The organism is Streptomyces sp. NBC_01241, assembly GCF_041435435.1.
In the GTDB taxonomy this organism is placed as follows: domain Bacteria; phylum Actinomycetota; class Actinomycetes; order Streptomycetales; family Streptomycetaceae; genus Streptomyces.
In genome coordinates this window covers 7,806,704-7,827,804 of record NZ_CP108494.1, presented here as the reverse complement: position 1 = coordinate 7,827,804, position 21,101 = coordinate 7,806,704, and the positions used below count along the sequence as shown (strand labels likewise).

Here is a 21,101-nt window from a genome sequence, read left to right as displayed (position 1 = left end):
TTGCATCGCGCTGGATTTCACGGATCAGCCCTCTCAGTCCAGCCGATAGTCGAAGTCCGCGCTGTCCGCGCGTTCATGGCCGAGCAGCACGAAGAGGAAGGTTCGCTCGTCACCGTCCTCGAGGCCGGCCCACTCGTCGATGGCGATGTTGTCGAAGCCGAGTACCGCCCCGCAGCCGACGCCGAGCGCGGCAGCGGCCGTGTAGGCCGTCTGCGCCACCGCGCCCACCTCGGAGTTGAGCACCCGATAGCCGCGGCTGCCATAGGCGTCGAGCGTGCTCCGCCAGCGCCCCGAGATCGCCAGCACGGCGCCGACCTGCTCCAGGTTGTAGTTGCTCAGGTAGTAACTGCGTTGCAGCTTCTCGGCGAGCGGCATCTCGCTCACCACCCGCAGCCGGTGACCGCTGCCGTCGTAGCGGTACGTCCCGCTCGGCAGCCCGCTGACCCGGTTCGCCAGTACGTACAGCCCCGTCAGCCCGATCTCCTCGGGCACCACGTCCGAGAAGTACCGCTGTCCCGAGACCGTGCCCGCCAGTACGGTGGCCAACTCGTCGAGGCGCAGGGGGCGGGAGCGGGTGAACGAGCCGAAGCTGGTGCGCCGGGAGCGCAGGGTCTCGCCGACGTCCGGGCCCAGCCGGTCCATCAGCGGCTCGGGCAGTACGACATCCTCGCCCCCCGCGCGCGCGACCGGTACGAGACCGCGCGCCACTGCGGGTTCCGGGCGCTCGCGGCGGTCGGCCAGGACCGCCCGGTGCACCTGCTCGATCTGCTCGAAGGTGCGGGTACGCGCCGACCTCTCGAAGCTCGGCCGGTCGATCAGTCCGCCGCGGTCCACCGGATCGGCCGAGTCGGTCCGACGCTCGACCGGCAGCCCGAAGGACAGCGGAACCACGGCCAGCGCGCACTCCTCCTCGGTGTCGAGCCCCAGCAGCCGATTGAGCCGCTCGTCGTCGAACCACAGCACGCGGTTGACGCGTCGGCCCATGCCCCGTGCGATAAGCTCCCAACTGCCCAGCAGGGCACCGGCGTCCTGGGTCACCACGTGGTAGCAGAAGCTGTTGTATTTGAAGGAGTTCTTCCAGAAGCGCACGGTAACCACGAGGAAGCCATCCGCCTCACCGAGCCCGGCCCCAGCTCCGGCCCCGGACTCGCAGGCCGCGCGCACCTCGTCGGTGAGATCGCCGGCCAGCAGCCGCTCGAAGCTGTGGTGCGCCGTCGAGTAGTGGTAGACGCCGGGGGTCAGCGGGCCGCCCGCTCCCGCGACCCAGTACACCTCCAGCGGATACATTCCGCCCCCGGAGGCAGTGCCTCTCCCCCACAGCGCCTCCGGATACAGCACCCGCACATGGCTGTCCTGGTTCCAGCTCACCCGCAGCCTGCGGTCGAGAACGCCGTAGGACAGGCGCAGCAACGCGGCGAGCGAATCGATGGTCCAGGGAGGGCCCTGGTCGGCGGGCGGTTCGCCGAAGAGTACGTCCGCGGCGCCGGCCAGCGGCAGACCGATGCCCGGTGGCAGCGGGAAGCGCCGTACCCCCAGGTAGGTTTTGTGCCGGGACGGCTGGTCCTCCCAGTCGGGGCTGAAGCCGATCGGCTCCATCGGCTCCCGGCCGCGCCGGAACACCGACCCCACATAGTCGCTCACGACCTGCGTTCGGTCCTCGGACACGGGATCTCCTCCTTCGGCCGGGAGCGGCCGACCTCGCGGGCGGGATGGACGGCCGGGTCTTGCGCTGACGGGGCAGACGCTTACGGGAACGGGTGCGGCCGTCGGTTCAGCCCTGTGGGACCGAACCCCTCGTCGCGGGCGTGGATCTCGGCCAGTTCGCCGTCGAGGTAGGCCCGCAGCCGGGGGTGGGCCAGCGCGCGCTGCCGCTCCCAGCCGAAGTCGATCGGCACGAGTCCCGGCGCCAGCACGCTCAGGGTGCGAATGCCGGTGCCGTCCTGCTCCGGGCAGGTCTGGTCCACCGCGACGACGTCGCTGCCGGCATCGCGCAGCCGCTCCATCACGAACCGCGCGTCATCCGCGAGGTCCAGGCTCTCGGGTCGCTGCGCGAGCCAAGAGCCGTACAGCTCGTCCACCGACCGGGGCGGCGCCGCGTCCAGCAGGAAGTCGCACGCCGACGCCATCTCCGGCAGGCCGTACAGCAGCGCGTGGTGGGTGAGTTCGTGCACCCGGTTGTAGTCGGTGACCATCGCGCGCAGGTCGGGTAGCTTCGCCTCCACCCGTTCGTCCATGCCCGGGATGTAGGAGGCCGTCTCCGCGATCGCCGCGCGCACCGCCTCCACGGGGTCCAGGCTCGCGCCCGCCGCGAAGCACAGCCTGCCGAGACCGCCGTCCAGCCGCTCGGCCACCGCCATCACGGCGGGCACTGGGATGTCCACCCGCATATCGAACAGCCGCATCCGGTAGCCGAGTCTCGCCACCCGGTCCAGTACGAACTGGACCTCCTCGTCGACGACGGTCGCCTGATCGATCTCCGGCAGCTTGGCGCTGCCGTACCAGCACAGCAAGAACGCGTCGCGCTCGATGAGTTCGAGCATGCCGTGCAGCAGCGCCTCTTCGACGCTGCTGCCGCTGGCGCAGCCGTTGGAGCACTCCTGGACGAACTTCCGGTCCGGGCGGCGGTCCAGGTAGAAGACGAACTGCTCGGGCACAAGGAGCGGCCGCTGCTCGCTGAACGAATAGCCCCACACCCAGTGGGTGGGGGTGTCCGGATGGTAGGGCTGGTAATAGTCGTTGTGCCCGATGTAGAACTCTGGACGGTACGAGCCCATGCTCGTGGGGTCGAGGGCGTCCGGCGCCAGCTCGCTGTAACTGGCGTACGCTTTCGGCTGCTTGGCCCGTGGGAACTGTCCCGCGTAGCGCTCCAACCCCTCCAGGATGCCGTACCGCTCGCTGCTCGCCGAGCTCTGTGACTGCCCGCTCCACCACATCTCGTGGTAGTCGTACTTGCTGCGCACCCGGAAGTACCCGCTGACCGGCAGGGTGGCGCTGCACTGGTAGACGCGGCGGGCCGCACTCGCCAGCGCTCCGCACACCTCGTTGACCAGGCCGGTGGTCGGCAGCGTCAGATCCGCCGCCGACGCGCCCCGGTAGGTGATCGGACTCGGCTTCGGTCGCGGGCTCAGGGGCAGCGTCGCGCCCTCGGCGGTGTCGGGTACCGGGGTGGCGCACCATTCGCACTCGGAGTCGGCGATCAGGTCATGGCGGCTGACGGTCAGGTCGCGGGTCCGCAGTTCCACGATCCGTCCGACCCGCCGTTCGCCGGGGGCGACGTCGCCGTCGGCCGTCTCCACGTGCACAATCTGGGCGATCTGTTCCAGGGCGAAGGGGGTGAGCGAGGATTCGTCACCCGCCATCCACACGTCCGCGCCCTCCTCGATCGGCCGACGCTCCTCGACCGGGCGCAGCGCCAGCCAGCGACGGTCCAGGCAGCGTCCGCACGGCTGACTCGTGCCGTCGGCCCGGTACAGCGGCCCCATCAGCACCGTCCCGCCGTACAGGCGCACCGGGTAGACCAGTCCGTCGGCCGCCGGCGCCCCGCTCGGCGCGGTTCGCGCCGGCAAGCCGAGCACCCCGACGTCAACCGTGACGCCCGGGCCGACGCGCCCGGCCAGATGGCCGCGGAGGACGTCGATCACCCGAGGTTCGTCCAAGACCGTCGCGGTGGTCACCGCGTTCGACACCACATTCATCCGTCCACCCAGTCGCTCCGAAGATGGGGGGTGCGGCTGCCTGCCTTGTCGACGGGAACCGCGGTGTTCCACGGGGACCGTCGCGCCAGGCAGCCGCACTTTTCAGCCTGACAACCGGGCCGGTGGCAGGTGCCCACCGGCCCGATCAGCCACCAGCCGTCAGCTGGTGCTGCTGCTGCAGGAGCAGCAGCTGCTGGTGGAGCACGAGCAGCAGCTGGAGCATGAGCAGGAGGAGCTGGACCACGCCAACTCGACCGACTCGTCCGTCATTTCCTCGATCTCGAACGTCGCGCTCTCCAGAACGCTCAGTTCGTCCTTGAGCTCAACGGACATGGCGATCCTCCCATTTGGTCGGATGTGCACCCCGGAACGGGTGTTCCGAGAACCGTGGCGCGCCTCAAGGGCACGGACCGGCCCGCTGCCCCGCTATTTCTCAGCGAGCAGGATCGTTCCTGTGACCATCGCGCGGATCGCGCGCAGGTCGATGGTGGTCGTGTCGACGAACAGGGCGCGCGTGCCGTTGGCATCCAGCAGGCCGAGCGCTTCGGACATCGGCACCCCAGGCTGGTCGAAGGACCACTCGGCCTTCGCGTCGCCCTCGGCGAGAGTCCTGGGGTCGAAGTCCGCCACCAGCGGGTCGCCGAGGTCCAGGGGCGCGCCCTCGTAGTGCCGGCCGACCGCGAGGCCGACGGCGCCCCGTACCGCCTCGCATACCGCGTCGCGCACCGACAGCGCTGAGCCTGCCGCCCAGTCGATCGCCCCGCCGTCGGCGCCCTCGACCACGGCAAGGACCGCGAAGGACGGTGCGGCGCCGGGCAGCGCGTAGACCCGGGTGCTGCGGCCGATGTGCCGCAGGCTGCCCAGCGCGAACGCCGTCACGTCGTCGCCGGCCAGCCATTCCTCGGTGAGCGTGAGGGCCGGTTCGTCGCCGCGTATCGCGCGGACGAGCCCGCGATGCGCCAGCGCCGAGCACAGCCCGCGTTCCTGTACGTCCTCTACGGTCCAGCCGGCCGCCGCACCCGCCGGGCTCGGCTCGAACTCCAGCCGGGAGTTGGCGGGCGACAGGGGGTGGACGGCCGCGGCCGGCACCTGCCACTGGCTGCCGTCGTGCAGCGACACCGCGGGCAAGCCTCCGCCCGCCGGCCGCTCATCGGATGCGGGCAGGCCGCTGAACAGGGTGAGCTGCTCGGCCGCAACCACTTCGGCGTCTTCCGGGAGTGCCCCGTCCGGCAACCCGACGGGGCCGAGCCGGCCCACGTAACAGGCGACCGCCGCCTCCACCGCGCGAGTGCGAGCGACCAGGACCGTGTCGATGTCGAACCCGACGATCTCGCGCGGCCCGTCGGCCGTGGAGCCGGCCGGACCCAGCCGCACCCGGCCCGTCTTGAGCGGGATCTGCCGGATCGAGTCGTCGATCCATCCGGACAGCACGCCGAATTCCGGAGAGACCAGAGCAGCCGCGCGCCCGTAGGCGTCGCTGTCGTTCGCGGGCGGCCGCACGGCCTCGTCGGGTTCCACCCGCTGGTGCCGCATCGGGCATCCGGGGTGGGGCAACACCCGTTCGCGGCGGGACTCCAGCGTGGTCAGATCCTGGATCACGGCGTGCCGCTCGTCGTCCGGCTGCAACTGGCCGGTGCGCAGCCGGAAGATCTCGAACGCCACGGCGTTGCCGACCATGGACTGCGCGACCTGGCTGCCGCTCGGGGCCTCGGCACCGGTCGGGCCGATGGCCAGTCCGCGCCAGAAGTCGGTCATGAGCCGGGGGTCGGAGTTGGTGGACAGCCGAAGCTGCGCGCACACCCAGCACGGCTGCTCCGCGGGTCCGGAGATGGGACCCACCACCATGCGGTTCGGGTCGGCCACCACCGGGACCAGTCGCGGGCCTTGAGCAACGCCGTGCAGTCGTCTGGTCAATTCGAGCAGCGCACCACTGCCGGAGCCGTCGACCACAGCCACCACGACGTCGAACGGGGTCAGGTCCTCGGGAGCCGACGGCAGTACGACGATCTGCGCCGGCGCGTCCGCGTCGGCCAGCCGAACTGTCTCCGCGTCGAATTCCCGTCCCCACTCGGCATCCTCCAGCGATATCTCGGCCAGCCCGTTGCGCAGGAGACCGCGCACCGCTGCCGCCGCGACGCCCCCCGGTGGGCCGCTGACCAGGACCCGGGAAGAGCGGAATCGGGCGAAGAGTTCCTGTGGCGTCCGCTGGTCCGTGTGCATGAAATGTTCTACGAAGTTGATCTGCGGCGCGAACAGATCCGATACACCGGCCGGCAACATCCGCACGTCAGGGCGCAAGACGGCACGGGCGAAACCTCTGGCGAGCAGGGTGCGCATCAGACCGACGGCGGTTTTGCGTCGACTCTCATCCAGACCTTCACATAATTCCGCCATGGTGGATTCGCCGGTCATTTGAGGACCGAGGACGGACATCCACTCATATGCGCCGGCGCCTTTGAGGACGCAAGAAGTCTCTGAACTCCTGAGATAGATACCGGTGTCGACACGAAGGAATACCACGTCATTACGCAACCGGGGTCTTATCTCCATCAGAGGTGCACTGTCGATCATTTGCATATCGCCCCTTCACAGGATCGAACGCCTATCGACGGTGGGGCATCGCTACCCGCGTCCACCGGGGAGGATTGTGTCGCCCCTGTAACGACGGCGTCAATACTCCGTACCAACTTCAACGAACGAGGTGCAATTCGATCACTTTCGGCTCACCACCGGCCGACGGAGCATCAGGACCGACATGTCACTGCACCTGCGGAATTATCGCGCTCCGCCAGGGGAGCATTCCGGGACTCATCGGGCCACAACTGGCCTCGGTTCGGCGAACAAAGCACAACCCTCGGGAGAAACACAGCCGAACCCTTCGTGTGTTCAGCAGGTCCCAGTTGACGAAGCATAATTTATTCCGTCGACTTCGTCCCATGTCGGACAGTGTCCTCGTCAGCTTGCGCCCGACCCGCCCGCAAACACGATTCCGGGCGTGATCCTCTATGCGTCAGAAACCTCGTCCACGCTGGTCAGACTGTGAAGGGGGTATCGTCGTGGAGCCGCATCGATCGGCCGTGACGGTCAAGGCCCCGCTGGATGATCGCCGACCGGATTCCGGCCACCGTGAGTCGCCGCGAGAATGATCCTGTGCGCGTGCGAACCCTGGGCACGGTCGCACACCGGACCGCGGCGGGAACGCACGGTTCCCCACCCCGCGCACCCCCGCCCCACTTCGGCTCAGGTCACCAGCGGCCGTGCCGGCCGACCGGTGAGCAGATCGACCGCCACCACCTCGTCGGTGTCGTCGTCGATGACGGTGACGCGCACGGCCGGATTGACGGTGGTGTCCCGGCTGGCGCCCGTGTCCATGGCGAAGACCACCGACGCTGGCCGCGCCCGCACGCGTGACGAGCGTCCGTCGAGTTCGCGGCCGGAGGCGTAGCCGCCCCAGACGGTATAGACCTCGGCAAGGTCGGCGTCGGTGCGCAAGTCGCGGGAGCCGATGAGCTGGAGGAGTCCCGCTCCGTACGTTCCGGGGCGGGAGCCGAAGATGCGGGTGGTGGCGCGGCGTTCGTCGCCGTGGACCGCCAGGTCGGCCTGGGTGTGGGCGCGTACGTGGTTCCGCTTGGCGGGGTTCGTCCAGCGAGGCGGCAAGGCGGACCGCATAATCGAGGAGACCGATGGTGTGCGGGAAGGCATCGTGGAAGAAGCCGCTGATGCGGAGGATGACGTCGATGCGCGGGCGGCCGGGTTCGGCCGCCGGGATCGCCCCCAGACCGGTGACGCGGCGCGACGCGTCGTCCCAGACCGGGCGGATGCCCAGGAGAGGGTGCAGGCCGACCGATCCACAAGGGGGCGGGCTGACCGCTGAACGTCAGGAGTTCCGGGGGCGGTTACGGCTGGAGGCGGCCGAACGGTTCGGGCGGGGTGAGACGAACGCGGTGATCGCCAGGCATCTACGGGTCAGTGTCCGGTCTGTTCAGCGATGGCGCTGGGGTTTGGGCCGAGGGCTTTGACCTCGCCGTCGTACCCAGTGCGAAAGGCGGGGCTCGTCGGGCACCGGAAGATTTCAAGTCCAGTGAGACGGTCGTGACGCTATGGGGTTGGTGTGGGTTCCCTGCGTTTGGCCGGGTTGTTGATCCAGGCCGTCTGGGGTATCTCGGGTGGTCTGGGGCGGCGGCCGAAGCGTTCGGGGTGGCTGGCGTATGCCTCGGCGAGGGTGACCGCGCGCTGGTCGCGGACTTCCTCGGCGGTCCCGAAGTGGACGGAGGCGGGGGTGTGCCAGCCGATACCCGAGTGCCGGTGCTCATGGCCGTGCCCCGCAGATGCAGCCGTCGGCCCTGACGGCCGAAGAGCGGGCTGCGGTACTCGAGTTGATGAACGGCGACGAGTACGCCGAACTGGCGCCCGCGCAGATCTGGGCCCGCGAGCTGGATGCCGGGCGCTATCACTGCTCCGTCTCGACGATGTACCGGATCCTGCGCGAGCAGGACCAGTCCGGTGAACGCCGACGGCAGGCCACCCATCCCGCCAAGACGGTGCCCGAACTGGTCGCCACCGGGCCCTCGCAGGTGTTCACCTGGGACATCACCAAGGCTGCCGGACCGATCAAGGGCCTCTGGTATCACGCCTACGTGATCATCGACATCTTCAGCCGCTACATCGTCGGCCACACCGTCGAGCGAGCCGAGTCGGCGCTGGGGGCAGAGGAGTTGATCCGCGAGACCATCGCCCGCAACGGCATCGTGCCCCAGACCGTGCACGCGGACCGCGGCACCTCGATGACGTCGAAGAAGGTCTCCCAACTACTGATCGATCTGGGGGTGACGCGGTCGCACTCGAGGCCGAAGGTCTCCAACGACAACCCTTACAGCGAAGCCCAGTTCAAGACCACGAAGTACATGTCGGACTATCCCGAACGGTTCGATTCGCTGGCCCACGCCCGCGAGTGGTTCGACGCGTTCATCGCGTATTACACGGGTTCTGCGTGGTGGTGCCGGCCGGAGCGGACGGTAGTGCGTGGCGCGGGAGCGGCCGGTCAGCCGGCAGGCGGCCGTGATGCCCAGCTGAGCCTCGACGCTGGTGAACGCCTCGTCTACGACAGGGTCGGCGGCAGGCTTCAGTCCGCGCTCTCGGAGATCATTTCCAAGAGCGCGGAAGCTTTTCCCATCACCTCGAGTGCGGCCTTGTTCCGTGCCAGGTCCTTCTGCAACCGCTCCACCTGCTGCCGCAGCTTTTCGTTCTCCACCTCTGCGGCGGACTTCTTCGCACGGGCCGGGCTGGTCCGGCGGTCGACCAGGTTTTCCAGGGCCCCGGCGTCCCGGGCGGCCCGCCATTCCTTGACATGCGAGTGGTAGAGCCGTTCCCGGCGCAGGACTGCACCCTAACCCCGCAGAACGGGACGTCTCACCCAAGGCTGACAGAGAGGGGCCCGGTGCTGCCGGCGTACTGCCTTGCCATCCCGGCCGATTTCACGCCCTTCTTGAGGAAGGCGGTCTCGTCCACGACCAGTCCGCCCGTCCGAGGTGGGCAACGACGAACTTCCCTACACGGTCATGGAGATGGTCCGCACGCCGCACGGAGCGGGCCAGGGACCATTGCACCCGGTCCAGCGTGACATGCGCGGCGTGCTCCGCGATCTGCCATCCCTTTTTCCGCTCCACCGGAGCGATCAACGCCTTGATGTGGGCCATCGTCACCCGACGCGGCTCGACCCGCCCGAACACCCCCGCCAGACAGGCGGAGAAGTCGTCGAACTACCCACCCACACCTGCACGGCACGCTCCGTCGTCACACCGAAGACCGCCAACACCGCTCCCAGAACGAGACTTCACAGAAGAAACCCTGGTCCTGGATCAAACACAACGCGGCGAATGCGCGCGATAGGTTGGTTTTGCATCTTTTGGAGCCTCCAGAGCTCCATCGTTCACCGCGCGTCCACCACGACGTTGAAAACTTTCGCGAAGAATGACCGATATGCGGCTTCAGCTTAACCGGATCGCGACCTGACCAGCCTTGACGTGCCACACGGGCAGTTGAAATCGTCAGCAGCGGCGCTGCTGAATCATGCGGCCGCCTTGAATTGGCTTACCCCCACGCGAGGTTGTCGCTTCATGCCCGGCGCACTGCTCACTCCACCTTCGCCCGTCTGTGCAGCTCCATCAGCACACCTCAGGCTCGTACATCGGAACGGCTTCACGCAAATCATTTTCTGATCCCCGAGGATCCGCACGTCCTGTCCGAGCGCTCGCGACCCGGTGCCCGGTCAACGCGGCCAAGCGTCCGGTCACTCACCGGATTTGCGGGCCGATACGCCCCACATCACGAAAGGCCGGCTACCAGTGCTGCGTTACATCGCCCGCAAAGCAGTCGGCTGGTTTTTGATGATCGCCATCGCGACCAACCTCACGTACTTCCTCGCTAACGCATTCCTCAAACCTGCGTCGAACTACACCGCGTTGCGACCGCCTCGAACTCCAGCCCAGATCAACCATTCGCTGGCGCTTTACAATCTCAATCCAGACAAACCGATCATGGATCGGTGGTGGCACTGGATCACTCAGATCGTGACTCATTTCGACTGGGGCCAGTCGCCAACCGGGGGCAGCGTCAACGACCAGGTCTCCTACCGGATCTTCGTCAGCGGCCAACTCGTCCTGGCCTCGACGATCCTGTCCATCATCATCGGTGTCGGGCTGGGCGTCTACACCGCGTCGCGCCAGTACAAGGCCGGCGACCGGGTGTGGCAGGGCATCTCCGTGATCTCCTTCAACACGCCCTCCGCGGTGGCCTCGCTCGGCGTGGTGCTCGCGGCCATCGCGCTCAACCAGTCCCTCGGCAGCACGCTGCTGCCCGTCGCCGGAGCGCAGAGCCCCGATGTCGTCGGGTTCTGGCCGGTCCTGGGGTCACGGGCGATGCACGCGATTCTTCCCACGATCTCGCTGACGTTCATCTCGTACGCCGGATACCACCTGTTGCAGCGCTCTCTGCTGCTGGACCACATCAACTCCGACTACGTGCGTACCGCACGGTCCAAGGGGCTGACGCGGAAGCAGGCCATCTACCGGCACGGGCTGCGGACCTCGATCATTCCCGTCGCCACTCAGGTCGCGTTCGCGATGCCCGCGCTCTTCACCGGCGCGGTCATCACGGAAACGGTCTTCGCGTGGCACGGCATGGGTGAGTACTTCACCAAGACCATCAGCACGAACGACGTGCACGGCGTCGTCGCTGTCGCAGCCTTCGGTGCCCTCATGACGGCCATCGGCGCGATCCTGGCCGACCTCGTCGTCGTGGCCCTCGACCCCAGGATCAGGGTGAGCTGACGTGGCCATCAACATGCCCGGCGCCGGAACCGCCCCCGAAGAGGCGCGCCCCGAGACCGCCGAAGCACTGGAACCGGGAAAGACCGGAACCGGTGGCAAGCGCCTCTCCCCCTCCCGGCTCTACATGCGGCGCTTCGCGCGCAACAAGCCCGCGCTCGGCGGTCTGATCCTCTTCGTCCTGCTCGTGTTCTTCTCGGTGTTCGGCCGGTATCTGACCCACTGGGACCACATGGAGGCGGACTTCACCGCGCTCTCCGTCGCCCCCGGGGTCGGGGGCCATCTCCTGGGCACCAACGGCGCGGGCAACGACGTCTACGCCCAGCTCGTGCACGGCCTCGGCAGGTCGCTGATCATCGCCGTGACGGTGTCGCTCCTGACCACCGCCATCGCCGGTCTGTTCGGCACCACCGCCGCCTACTTCGGCGGGAAGATCGAGCGGGCGATGCTCGGTTTCGTGCACTTCCTGCTCATCCTGCCCTCGTTCCTCATCATCGCCCTGGTCGGTACGCACTACCGGGGTGAGTGGCAGGTTCTGGTCGTGGTCCTCACGCTGTTCGGCTGGATGCTCACCGCCCGGGTGATCTGGTCCCTGGCCACGTCCCTCCGGGAGCGCGAGTACGTGATGGCGGCCCGCTTCATGGGCGTCAGCCCGATCCGCACCATCATCCGCCACCTCGTACCGAACATCGGGTCCCTGCTGATCGTGACGTTCACCCTCGGTGTCGCCTCGACCGTGCAGTCCGAGACGGCACTCTCCTTCATCGGATTCGGCGTCAAGCAGCCCGACGTGTCCCTGGGTTCCATGCTTGCCGACGGGCAGAACACGCTGTCCACCGCTCCCTGGCTGTTCTACCTGCCGGCGGCACTGGTGGTGCTGCTCACCGTGGCCATGGCCCTCATCGGTGACGGTCTGCGCGACGCCCTGGACCCCACATCGCAGTCTGGAGGCCGCGCATGATCGAGCAGCGCGCTGTCACGACCGAGCCCGGCACCCAGCGGGCCCTGCTGTCCGTGCGTGACCTGAAGGTCGCCTTCCCCTCGGAGGCCGGCCGGGTGGACGCCGTTCGCGGTGTCTCCTTCGACCTGCACCGCGGCAAGACCCTCGGCATCGTGGGCGAATCCGGTTCGGGCAAGTCCGTCACGTCGATGGCCGTCATGGGGCTGCTTCCCGAGTACGCCTCGGTCACGGGCGAGATCATGCTCGACGGGAAGAACCTCCTCGACCTGGACGACCGGCGGATGTCCAAGGTCCGCGGTCAGCGGATCGGCATGATCTTCCAGGACCCGCTCTCGTCGCTCACTCCGATCTTCAGCATCGGGGCCCAGATCGTCGAGTCCCTCCAGATCCACCAGGAGATCTCGTCCGCAGCCGCCTGGAAGCGGGCCGTCGAGCTGCTGGACCTGGTCGGCATCCCCAACCCGGACCGCCGCGCCAAGGGGTTCCCGCACGAGTTCTCGGGCGGCATGCGGCAGCGGGCCGTGATCGCCATGGCCATCGCGAACGACCCCGACCTGATCATCGCCGACGAGCCGACGACCGCCCTGGACGTCACCGTGCAGGCCCAGATCCTCGACGTCCTCAAGACGGCCCAGCGCGAGACCGGCGCCGCGGTCATCATGATCACCCACGACCTCGGGGTGGTGGCCGGCTCCGCCGACGACGTCATGGTGATGTACGCCGGTCGCCCGGTCGAGCACGCCGGGGTGGACGAGCTCTTCGCGCAGCCCCGGATGCCGTACACCATCGGCCTGATGGGCGCGATCCCCCGCCTGGACGACCGCGACAGGGAAGCGCTGACCCCGGTTCCGGGTACTCCGCCGCTCCTGGTGGACCTTCCCGACGCCTGTCCGTTCGCGGCGCGCTGCCCCGCGGTCGAGGACGCCTGCCGGGAGGCCGAGCCGCCGCTGCTGGCCATCGCCGGGAGTGACACCGGTGCGGGGCACTCGACGGCCTGCCGGCGTGCCGCGGAGATCCGTGACGGCGCCATCGGCGGTGAGCCGATCTACCCCGTCCCGGCCGAGCGGGAGAGCCGCGTCGCGGACGTCCCCCGTGAGGACCGGCCGAAGGTCCTGGAACTCTCCGGTGTCACGAAGACCTTCCCGCTCGCCAAGGGCGGCCTGCTCAAGCGCAAGGTGGGCACGGTCTTCGCGGTCAACGGCATCGACCTGGACATCCGCGAGGGAGAGACGCTCGGGCTGGTCGGCGAGTCGGGGTGCGGGAAGACCACCACTCTGCTGGAGATCATGGGGCTGAACCCGCCCGAGCAGGGCAGCATCGCCGTCTGCGGCCAGGACACGGCCGACCTGAAGCGGAAGCAGGACATCAGCGCCGTCCGCCGCAACATCCAGATGGTGTTCCAGGACCCCATGGGCGCGCTGGACCCCCGTATGACGGTCTTCGACATCCTCGAGGAACCGCTCCGCGCGGTCGGCGAACGCGACAAGAAGGTGCTCAGCACCAAGGTCGCGGACCTCATGGAGCTGGTGGGGCTCGACCCCGAGCACCGTGACCGCTTCCCCTCCGCATTCTCCGGCGGACAGCGGCAGCGCATCGGCATCGCCCGGGCGCTCTCCACCAAGCCCCAGCTGCTCGTGCTCGACGAGCCGGTCTCGGCTCTCGACGTCTCGGTGCAGGCCGGCGTCATCAACCTGCTCAACGACCTCAAGGCCGAGCTGGGCCTGTCCTACCTCTTCGTCGCCCACGACCTGTCGGTGGTGTGCCACATCTCCGACCGTGTGGCGGTGATGTATCTGGGCCGGATCGTCGAAATCGGGGCCACCGACTCCGTCTTCGACAACCCCAGGCACCCCTACACCAAGGCGCTCCTCTCCGCGATCCCCCTGCCCGATCCGGTGGCCGAGCGCACCCGGGAACGCGTCCTCCTGGAAGGCGACCTTCCCAGTCCCACCGACGAACGGCCCGGTTGCCGGTTCGTCTCCAGGTGTCCGCTCCACACGACGTTGTCGGAGCCGCAGAAGGAGCAGTGTCGCGGGGTCACTCCTCTGCTCACCGAGAGGGGGGACCCGGACCACCGCGACGCATGCCATTTCGCGGGCACGACCACGTCTGTCGACAACTAAGTTAGAAAGGCCAAGGCCGTCATGAGAAAGATCTCCCTGAGCCTGGTGGCGCTCGCCGCCGCCTCTTCCCTCGTCCTCTCCGGGTGCAGCAGCGACTCCGGCGACTCCGGGCAGGAGAAGTCCAAGGGCGCCACCTCGGAGAACCAGGTGCTGACCTCGTACAACCCCCAGCCTGCGAGCAACCTGCAGCAGGGGGGCAAGCTGACGCTTCCCATCGTGGAGATTCCCGATCAGCTCAACCACATGCAGGGCAACGCTTCGCTGTACACAGCGAAGCTCGCCTGGTTCTACACGCCGCAGCTGTCCTTCAACGACCCCAAGGGCAACATCACCTACAACGAGGACTACCTCACCGACGTCAAGCAGGCGACGGTGGGCGGCAACACTCAGGTCACGTACGACATCAACCCGAAGGCCAAGTGGAACGACGGCCAGGACATGGACTGGACGATGTTCCGGGACACCTGGAACGCGCTCAACGGGAAGGACAAGGCGTACGACGTCAGCTCCACCGACGGCTACTCCAGCATCGCCTCGGTCAAGAAGGGCAAGGACGCCAAGCAGGCGATCGTCACCTTCGACGGCCCGTTCGTGTACTGGAAGTCCCTCTTCTACGAGATCGTCAACCCGCACATCGCCAAGGCCGAGGCCTTCAACAAGGCTTACGTGAACAACCCCCACCCGGAGTGGGGTGCCGGTCCTTACACCATCTCCAAGTTCGACGCCAAGGGCGGCACCGTCTCCTTCAAGCCCAACCCCAAGTGGTGGGGCGCCACGCCGCATCTGGACGAGCTCACCTTCGTACAGATGGAGGAAGCCGCCAGTATCAACGCCTTCAAGAACGGCCAGATCGACGCTGTACAGGCAAGTGACGCCGAGCAGGTCAACCAGGTGAAGTCGGTGAAGGGGACCGAGCTTCGCCGCGGCACGACCACCTCCAACAACCTCCTCGTCTTCAACAGCACCTCGCCGCAGCTGAAGGACCCGGCGGTGCGCAAGGCCGTGATGGAAGGGATCGACCGCGCTCAGCTCGCGAAGATCACCTTCCAGGGACTCGGGTACACCGAGCCACTGCCCGGCTCCTTCACCCTCTTCCCCTTCCAGAAGGGGTACCAGGACACCTTCGGCAAGCTCGTGAAGTTCGACGCCGAGAAGGCGAAGAAGGACCTGGACGCCGCCGGCTGGAAGGCCGGCTCGGACGGTGTGCGTGCCAAGGACGGCAAGAAGCTGGAGCTGACCTTCCCCACCATCGGTGACAGGGCTACCACCAAGGCCCGTGCCACTGCCCTCGCCCAGATGATGAAGGACATCGGCGTCAAGCTGGACATCGAGGCTCACCCCTCCGCCGACTTCAACAAGGTGTTCACCAAGCGCGCCTTCGACATCTTCGGGATGGGCTTCATTTCGAGCGACCCGAACGGAATGCTCTTCATCTGCCAGATGTACTGCTCCGACTCCACTCTCAACGTCTCCCGCTCGGTGCCGAAGAGCATGGACAAGGAGACCAAGGCCGTCACCAACCTGCCGACCTTGGACCAGCAAATCGACGCCGGTAACAAGGTCGAGCTGGAAGCCATGAAGACCTACGGCATCATGCCGACCCACAACGGCTCCACCATCTGGGCCGTCAAGAAGGGCCTCGCCAACTATGGGGCGGCCCAGTTCTACGGCAGCTACGGCAACTTCGGCCAGCCCGATCTGATCGGCTGGCAGAAGTAGTAAGCCGCCCTGCCGGGGGCTCCGCCGCAGCATCGATGCGGCGGAGCCCCCGGCCTGTACCAGTGGCCTGTCGGACGAACGAACGGCTCTGTTACGTAGTTGGTGGTGACGGCAGGTGACGGGTGTCGTCGACGTCATGACGCCGGTCAAGCACGCCGGTCCCCAACTGGTCCCCAAGAATGATCAAAGGCCGGTTTCGGATTGCTCCGAAACCGGCCTTTGACCTGCGACTCTCACGAGTCGGGACGACAGGATTTGAACCTGCGACCCCTTGACCCCCAGTCAAGTGCGCTACCAAGCTGCGCCACGTCCCGATGCCCGCCTGACCTGGGGCTTCCCCTGGCCGAACGGCGCAAGAGAACAATACCGCACTCGGACGGGTGGTCACGAACGCCTTTCCCGTGGCTTGACCTCAACCAAAGTTGATGTTCAACGCTGGGGTCATGACGAACACGACAACCCCGCCGACGGGCGGCTACCGCGACATGAACCGCCTGATGAGCCTGATGACGGGGGACGAGAAGCACGGCCCCGCCGCGACCTCCACGCTGGACGCGCTCTGGGTGCTGTACGACCGGGTGCTGCGGGTGACGCCCGGCACCGTGGACGCGCCGGACCGCGACCGGTTCCTGCTGTCCAAGGGGCACGGGCCGATGGCGTACTACGCGGTCCTGGCCGCGCACGGCTTCTTCGGCGAGGAGCTGCTGTCGGGGTTCGGGGCGTACGACTCCCCGCTCGGGCACCACCCGGACCGGACCCTGGTGCCGGGGGTCGAGATCGGCAGCGGGTCGCTGGGACACGGGCTGCCGCTGGCCGTGGGGACCGCGCTCGGTCTGCGGGCGCGGGGGCTGACCGACCCGAGGGTATGGGTGCTGATCGGGGATGCCGAGCTGGACGAGGGCAGCAATCACGAGGCGCTCGCCTACGCGGGCCCGGCCGGTCTGGAGCAGCTGCACACCGTGGTGATCGACAACGCGTCGGCGTCGCACGGCCGGCCCGGCGGGATCGCGGCCCGGTTCGAGACCGCCGGCTGGTCGGTCGACTCCGTCGACGGACGGGACCACGAGGCGTTGTACGCGGCCTTCACCGCACCACACGGCGGACGCCCGCGTGCCGTGATCGCGCACGTCGCTCCGAAGCACTGAACCCACGGACGAAGGCAACGGAACGGAGAGAGACACATGGACACGATGCGTGACCGCTTCATCTCGACCACGTCGCAGCTGCTGGACGAGGACCCCCGCCTCGCCCTGGTGCTGGCCGAGATCAGCCGGGACGGTTTCGAACGGGCCGCGCGGGCCCATCCGGACCGGGTCATCAATGTGGGGATCAGGGAACAGCTGCTGATCGGCGCGGGCGCCGGGATGGCGCTCGCCGGACTGCGGCCCCTCGTGCACACCTTCGCCAGCTTTCTGGTGGAGCGGCCGTTCGAGCAGGTCAAGCTGGACTTCGGCCATCAGGGGGTGGGCGGGGTGCTCGTGAGCGCCGGAGGCTCGTACGACTGGCCCGCCGGCGGCTTCACCCACATGTCACCGGGCGATGTCGCCCTCATGGACACCCTCGACGACTGGACGGTCCATGTGCCGGGCCATCCCGACGAGGCCGAGGAGCTGTTGCGGCAGGCTGCGGCCGAGGACGGCCGGGTGTACGTACGGCTGTCGCTCCAGTCGAACACGCGGGCGCGGCCGGTCGGCGCGGGGAGCGGGTTCACCGTGGTGCGGGAGGGGAAGGGCGGGGTGGTGATCGCGGTCGGACCGATGCTCGACAACGTCCTCGCGGCGACCGACGGCCTCGATGTGACCGTGCTGTACGCAACAACGGTGCGCCCGTTCGACGGGGCCGGGCTGCGACGGGCGGTCGGCGGCGGGGCGGCCGATGTGGTGATCGTCGAGCCCTACCTGGCGGGCACCTCCACGGCCGTCGCCAATGACGCGCTCATCGAGCTGCCGCACCGAGTGCTGGGCCTCGGGGTGGGGCGGGCCGAGCTGCGCAAGTACGGGGAGATCGACGAGCACCTCACCGCCCACGGCCTGGATCCGCGGGGGCTGCGGGAACTCATCGGTGCGTTCCTCGGCGGCTGAGAGGCGGTCGGGCGACCTCCGGTCGGGCGGCCACGCCCTGGCACGCACGCCTTCCGACCGGAGGTCGCCCGACAGCTGACGCGCATCGGCGCGTTCCACCGTCGCCGAGCGGAGCAGGAGCCCTCGCGCGGGGTTCGGAGGTGCTGGACTTCCCGGCGATGTACGACACGGACCGGCGGGGCGGTGTGAAGCAGTGGCTGGTGGAGCACGACTCACCGGCCGATCCGTTCGCCTCGGCGCTCGCGAGCTACACGTATCCGTCCCGGCTGCGCTACTGACCGGGCGGGTGCGTGGAGCGGCCCCGGGTTGCGTGAACCGCAGCCCGGGGCCGTTGCGTTCCCAGCGGCCGGCGACACCTTCAGTCGTGCGCCGACGCCGCCCCCAGCAGGTCGCGGATACGGGCGGCCGCCTCCCGGAACTCCGGGCGGCCGAGCGTCTCGCCGTACTCCCGTTCCGCGCCCAGCCCCACCTCGATGATCTCGGAGACCCTGCCGGGGCGCGGGCTCATCACCACCACCCGGTCGGCCAGATAGACGGCCTCCGAGATGGAGTGGGTGACCAGCAGGACGGTGGTGCGGGTCTCCCGCCAGATGCGGTTCAGCTCCATGTTCATCTGCTCGCGGGTGAGGGCGTCGAGCGCGCCGAACGGCTCGTCCATCAACAGCACCGGCGGTTCGTGCAGCAGCGCCCGGCACAGTGCCACGCGCTGTTGCATTCCGCCGGACAGCTCGTGCGGATACGCGTCCTCGAAGCCGTCCAGTCCCGTCATCCGGATCAGTTCGTCGGCCCGGCCGCGCGCCTGCGCGGGAGGCATCTTCCGGATCTCGGCCTGGAGCAGGATGTTGCGGCGCGCCGAGCGCCACTCCAGGAGGGCGGCGCGCTGGAACACGTAACCGATGTCGTGGCGCACCCCGTTGACCTGCTCGCCACCGATCCGGACCTCGCCCGAGGACGGCTTCAGCAGTCCCGCGACCAGTTTGAGCAGGGTCGACTTGCCGCATCCGGACGGTCCGACGATGGCCACGAACTCACCGGGGGCCACATCGAGCGACACCTCGTGCAACGCGGTGACATCGCGCTTCCTGCTGCGGAACCGGACCGCCACGTCGGACAATTCGACCGCTGCTGCCGCCGTGGCGGCGGGGACCGGCACCTCGGTCCGTGTCGTGTCCTGCTTCGGCATGGTCATCCCTTCAGTGCCGTCTTCTCGTCCCAGTACTCGGCGACGGCCTTCGGCTTGCTCACCATGCCGGCCTCGGCGAAGACGTCGATGGTCTGCTGCCAGTCGGCCTCGTCGTTCACGCCGGGCGCCTTGCCCTGGGTCGAGGTGGTGTGCAGCAGAGTGAGGGTCGTCTTGAACTGCTCGGCCAGGACCGTGGCCGGCGGCAGTTGCTCCGAGGCTCCGTCCATCGCCGCGACCGCCGGTCCGGGGGCCTTCTCGGCGGCCGCCCACGACTCGCTGACCGCCCGCACCATGCGTTCGGCGAGTTCGGACTTCGAGGAGAGGATCTGCTGGCCGGCGAGCAGACCGTTGGAGTAGAAGTTCAGCCCGTTCTCGGAGAAGCGCAGGTACGAGACGGGCTTCTTCGCCTTGTCCTGCATGGTGGGGCCCTGGTCGCTGGCGTAGCCGAGCAGTCCGTCGGTCTTCCCGGAGATCACCGCGGCGATCTTGCCCGCCGGGTCGGTGTTCTGCACCTTGACGTCCGACTCGGCCAGGCCGTTCTTCTTCAGGAAGATCGGGAAGGTCTTGGAGAGCGCGTCCCCCGCGGTCCCCGCGATGGTCTTGCCCTTGAGGTCGGCGGGCGATCGGATGCCCGCGGCGTCGAAGGACTGCACCGACGCCGGGGTGGTCTGGAGGAAGACTCCGAGGCTCTTCACCTGAACGCCCTGGTCGACACCGGCGAGCAGCGCGGGGGTGTCGGCCCAACCGAAGTCGGTCTGGCCCGCCGCGGTGGCCTGCACCGTCTTCTGCGAGCCCTGGCCCGCCTGGATCTTCAGGTCGATGCCGTGCTTCTCGAAGATCTTCTGCTGCTTGCCGTAGTAGAACGGCGCGTGTTCGCCGTACGGATACCAGTTGAGGGTCAGCGTGACCTTGTCCAGCTTCTTGCCCGATTGGCTCGTGGTGGTCGACGCGTCGTTGCCACCGCAGGCCGTGGCCACCAGGACGAGAGGTACGACACCGATCAGGAGTCTGCGCGCATACATGGGCTGGGCCTTCCCGCGACGAAGTAAAAAAGGAGTCGGTCGGACGGAATCAGTACGTGGTGGTGGCGGAGGTGTCCCGGCGGCTGGCGTGCCACGGGAGCAGCAGGATTTCCGCGATCTCGACGGCGACGAAGAGGACGACGCCGATGAGTGACATCACGAGCAGCCCGGCGAAGAGCATCGGGGTGTCGAGGTTGCCGTTGGCCTGGAGGATCACATAGCCCAGGCCCTCGTTGGCGCCGACGAACTCGCCGACGACCGCGCCGGTCACCGCGAGGGTGACGGCGACCTTGAGTCCCGAGAAGAGATGCGGGAGCGAGGCCGGGAAGCGGATCTTGAGAAAGGTCTGCCACGGCTTGGCGCCCATCGTCGCCGAGAGTTGGAGCATCTCCGGGTCGACCGCCTTGAGGCCGGTGACCATGGAGATCACCACGGGGAAGAAGGCGATGAGCACGGCGATGAGGATCTTCGGTCCGATTCCGAAGCCGAGCCAGACGATGAACAGCGGCGCGATCGCGATCTTCGGTACGACCTGGGCGAACAGCAGGATCGGATAGAGCGTGCGCTCGACGGTCGAGGAGTACACCATGACGACGGCCGCGAGGACACCGACGGCCACGGCGATCAGGAAGCCGAGCAGCGTCTCGTACGTGGTCACCCAGGTGTGCTGCCAGAGATAGCCCGCCTTGCCGGTGAGGACGTCGAGGGTCGCCCCGGGCGACGGTACGAGGTAGGGCTTCACCAACTCCGCCGCCGAGATCACCCACCAGACGGCGAAACAGGCCAGCAGCAGGGCGAGGGGCCGCCAGCTCTGCTCGGCCGCCCGTGCGAACCGCTCCCCCGCCGAGGGCCCGGCCCGCCGGACGACTCCCGCCGCTTCGGGTGGGCTTTTGGCCAACACACTCTGACTCACTGGTAACTCCCTGCACTTCTTGAGCAGTTGTGGAGAGCTGTACGATCCTGCGATGACGAGAAGGCGCTTTCAGAAGACG

14 protein-coding genes, 1 tRNA gene and 4 pseudogenes are annotated in these 21,101 nt (G+C 68.0%); 9 read left to right on the top strand and 10 right to left on the bottom strand.

Annotation, left to right across the window (positions count from 1 at the left end; genetic code table 11):
- Positions 1-33: 33 nt before the first annotated feature.
- The 4 genes and pseudogenes from OG306_RS35555 to OG306_RS35540 all read right to left on the bottom strand — a co-directional run.
- On the bottom strand, positions 34-1,665 hold the full coding sequence (locus OG306_RS35555) for a SagB family peptide dehydrogenase (protein WP_266750475.1): 1,632 nt from the start codon (positions 1,663-1,665) through the stop codon (positions 34-36).
- An 80-nt stretch (positions 1,666-1,745) separates the two neighbouring features.
- Positions 1,746-3,686, bottom strand: coding sequence for a TOMM precursor leader peptide-binding protein (locus OG306_RS35550; RefSeq protein WP_371666077.1), 1,941 nt, complete (start codon positions 3,684-3,686; stop codon positions 1,746-1,748).
- Positions 3,687-4,121: 435 nt separating this feature from the next.
- Positions 4,122-6,266 (bottom strand): TOMM precursor leader peptide-binding protein, encoded by a 2,145-nt coding sequence (locus OG306_RS35545; RefSeq protein ID WP_371666076.1) that lies wholly within the window; start codon positions 6,264-6,266, stop codon positions 4,122-4,124.
- An 834-nt stretch (positions 6,267-7,100) separates the two neighbouring features.
- Positions 7,101-7,524, bottom strand: a pseudogene (locus OG306_RS35540) (cobaltochelatase subunit CobN); the annotation flags it as partial.
- On the opposite strand from OG306_RS35540, the pseudogene OG306_RS41005 reads away from it, so the two are divergent.
- Positions 7,514-7,690 (top strand): annotated as a pseudogene (locus tag OG306_RS41005) (helix-turn-helix domain-containing protein); the annotation flags it as partial. The pseudogenes OG306_RS35540 and OG306_RS41005 sit on opposite strands and share 11 nt — an antisense overlap.
- A gap of 103 nt (positions 7,691-7,793) precedes the next feature.
- Here OG306_RS41005 and OG306_RS35530 read toward each other — a convergent pair.
- A pseudogene (locus OG306_RS35530) lies at positions 7,794-8,015 on the bottom strand (IS3-like element ISAar44 family transposase); the annotation flags it as partial.
- Between the two features lie 59 nt (positions 8,016-8,074).
- Here OG306_RS35530 and OG306_RS35525 point away from each other — a divergent pair.
- Positions 8,075-9,055: a DDE-type integrase/transposase/recombinase gene (locus OG306_RS35525; protein WP_266750470.1), complete on the top strand. Its 981-nt coding sequence runs from the start codon at positions 8,075-8,077 to the stop codon at positions 9,053-9,055.
- A 49-nt stretch (positions 9,056-9,104) separates the two neighbouring features.
- Here OG306_RS35525 and OG306_RS35520 read toward each other — a convergent pair whose 3' ends face one another.
- Positions 9,105-9,203 carry a hypothetical protein gene (locus OG306_RS35520; RefSeq protein WP_432762244.1) on the bottom strand — a complete coding sequence of 33 codons (99 nt, stop codon included), beginning with the start codon at positions 9,201-9,203 and terminating at the stop codon, positions 9,105-9,107.
- Positions 9,204-10,264: 1,061 nt separating this feature from the next.
- Between OG306_RS35520 and OG306_RS35515 the strand changes: the two genes are divergently transcribed.
- From OG306_RS35515 to OG306_RS35500, 4 genes are read left to right on the top strand one after another with little or no spacing between them, the layout of a single operon-like run.
- Positions 10,265-11,023, top strand: a complete 759-nt coding sequence (locus OG306_RS35515; protein WP_266750469.1) for an ABC transporter permease — start codon at positions 10,265-10,267, stop codon at positions 11,021-11,023.
- 1 nt (position 11,024) lies between these two features.
- Positions 11,025-11,981, top strand: a complete 957-nt coding sequence (locus OG306_RS35510) for an ABC transporter permease (protein WP_371666075.1) — start codon at positions 11,025-11,027, stop codon at positions 11,979-11,981.
- The gene (locus OG306_RS35505) at positions 11,978-14,104 is read left to right on the top strand and encodes an ABC transporter ATP-binding protein (protein ID WP_266750468.1); all 2,127 of its coding nucleotides are present in this window, start codon (positions 11,978-11,980) and stop codon (positions 14,102-14,104) included. The genes OG306_RS35510 and OG306_RS35505 overlap by 4 nt, the downstream gene beginning before the upstream one ends.
- A 21-nt stretch (positions 14,105-14,125) precedes the next feature.
- A complete protein-coding gene (locus tag OG306_RS35500) occupies positions 14,126-15,823 on the top strand; it encodes an ABC transporter family substrate-binding protein (protein ID WP_266750466.1) in 1,698 nt (565 codons plus the stop codon).
- A gap of 240 nt (positions 15,824-16,063) precedes the next feature.
- On the opposite strand, the gene OG306_RS35495 is transcribed toward OG306_RS35500, so the two are convergent.
- Positions 16,064-16,137, bottom strand: a tRNA-Pro gene (locus tag OG306_RS35495).
- Between the two features lie 129 nt (positions 16,138-16,266).
- Between OG306_RS35495 and OG306_RS35490 the strand changes: the two genes are divergently transcribed.
- From OG306_RS35490 to OG306_RS35480, 3 genes and pseudogenes are all read left to right on the top strand, one after another.
- The gene (locus OG306_RS35490; RefSeq protein WP_266750465.1) at positions 16,267-16,968 is read left to right on the top strand and encodes a transketolase; all 702 of its coding nucleotides are present in this window, start codon (positions 16,267-16,269) and stop codon (positions 16,966-16,968) included.
- A 36-nt stretch (positions 16,969-17,004) separates the two neighbouring features.
- Positions 17,005-17,904 carry a transketolase family protein gene (locus OG306_RS35485; protein WP_327349189.1) on the top strand — a complete coding sequence of 300 codons (900 nt, stop codon included), beginning with the start codon at positions 17,005-17,007 and terminating at the stop codon, positions 17,902-17,904.
- 131 nt (positions 17,905-18,035) lie between these two features.
- A pseudogene (locus OG306_RS35480) lies at positions 18,036-18,182 on the top strand (sugar phosphate isomerase/epimerase); the annotation flags it as partial.
- Positions 18,183-18,262: 80 nt separating this feature from the next.
- Here the strand turns inward: OG306_RS35480 and OG306_RS35475 are convergent.
- The 3 genes from OG306_RS35475 to OG306_RS35465 are packed head-to-tail and all read right to left on the bottom strand — an operon-like array spanning position 18,263 to position 21,022.
- On the bottom strand, positions 18,263-19,093 hold the full coding sequence (locus tag OG306_RS35475) for an ABC transporter ATP-binding protein (protein ID WP_266750461.1): 831 nt from the start codon (positions 19,091-19,093) through the stop codon (positions 18,263-18,265).
- Positions 19,090-20,109, bottom strand: a complete 1,020-nt coding sequence (locus tag OG306_RS35470; protein ID WP_266750459.1) for an ABC transporter substrate-binding protein — start codon at positions 20,107-20,109, stop codon at positions 19,090-19,092. Before OG306_RS35470 ends, OG306_RS35475 begins: the two co-directional genes overlap by 4 nt.
- 49 nt (positions 20,110-20,158) lie before the next feature.
- Positions 20,159-21,022: an ABC transporter permease gene (locus OG306_RS35465; protein ID WP_266750458.1), complete on the bottom strand. Its 864-nt coding sequence runs from the start codon at positions 21,020-21,022 to the stop codon at positions 20,159-20,161.
- Positions 21,023-21,101 lie beyond the last annotated feature (79 nt).

What these genes read in the sequence shown, in the direction of transcription:
- OG306_RS35545 (WP_371666076.1), bottom strand. Translation starts at nt 6,266, where the DNA reads ATGATCGACAGTGCACCTCTGATGGAGATAAGACCCCGGTTGCGTAAT.
- OG306_RS35525 (WP_266750470.1), top strand. Translation starts at nt 8,075, where the DNA reads ATGAACGGCGACGAGTACGCCGAACTGGCGCCCGCGCAGATCTGGGCC.
- OG306_RS35505 (WP_266750468.1), top strand. Translation starts at nt 11,978, where the DNA reads ATGATCGAGCAGCGCGCTGTCACGACCGAGCCCGGCACCCAGCGGGCC.
- OG306_RS35500 (WP_266750466.1), top strand. Translation starts at nt 14,126, where the DNA reads ATGAGAAAGATCTCCCTGAGCCTGGTGGCGCTCGCCGCCGCCTCTTCC.
- OG306_RS35490 (WP_266750465.1), top strand. Translation starts at nt 16,267, where the DNA reads ATGACGAACACGACAACCCCGCCGACGGGCGGCTACCGCGACATGAAC.
- OG306_RS35485 (WP_327349189.1), top strand. Translation starts at nt 17,005, where the DNA reads ATGGACACGATGCGTGACCGCTTCATCTCGACCACGTCGCAGCTGCTG.
- OG306_RS35475 (WP_266750461.1), bottom strand. Translation starts at nt 19,093, where the DNA reads ATGACCATGCCGAAGCAGGACACGACACGGACCGAGGTGCCGGTCCCC.
- OG306_RS35470 (WP_266750459.1), bottom strand. Translation starts at nt 20,109, where the DNA reads ATGTATGCGCGCAGACTCCTGATCGGTGTCGTACCTCTCGTCCTGGTG.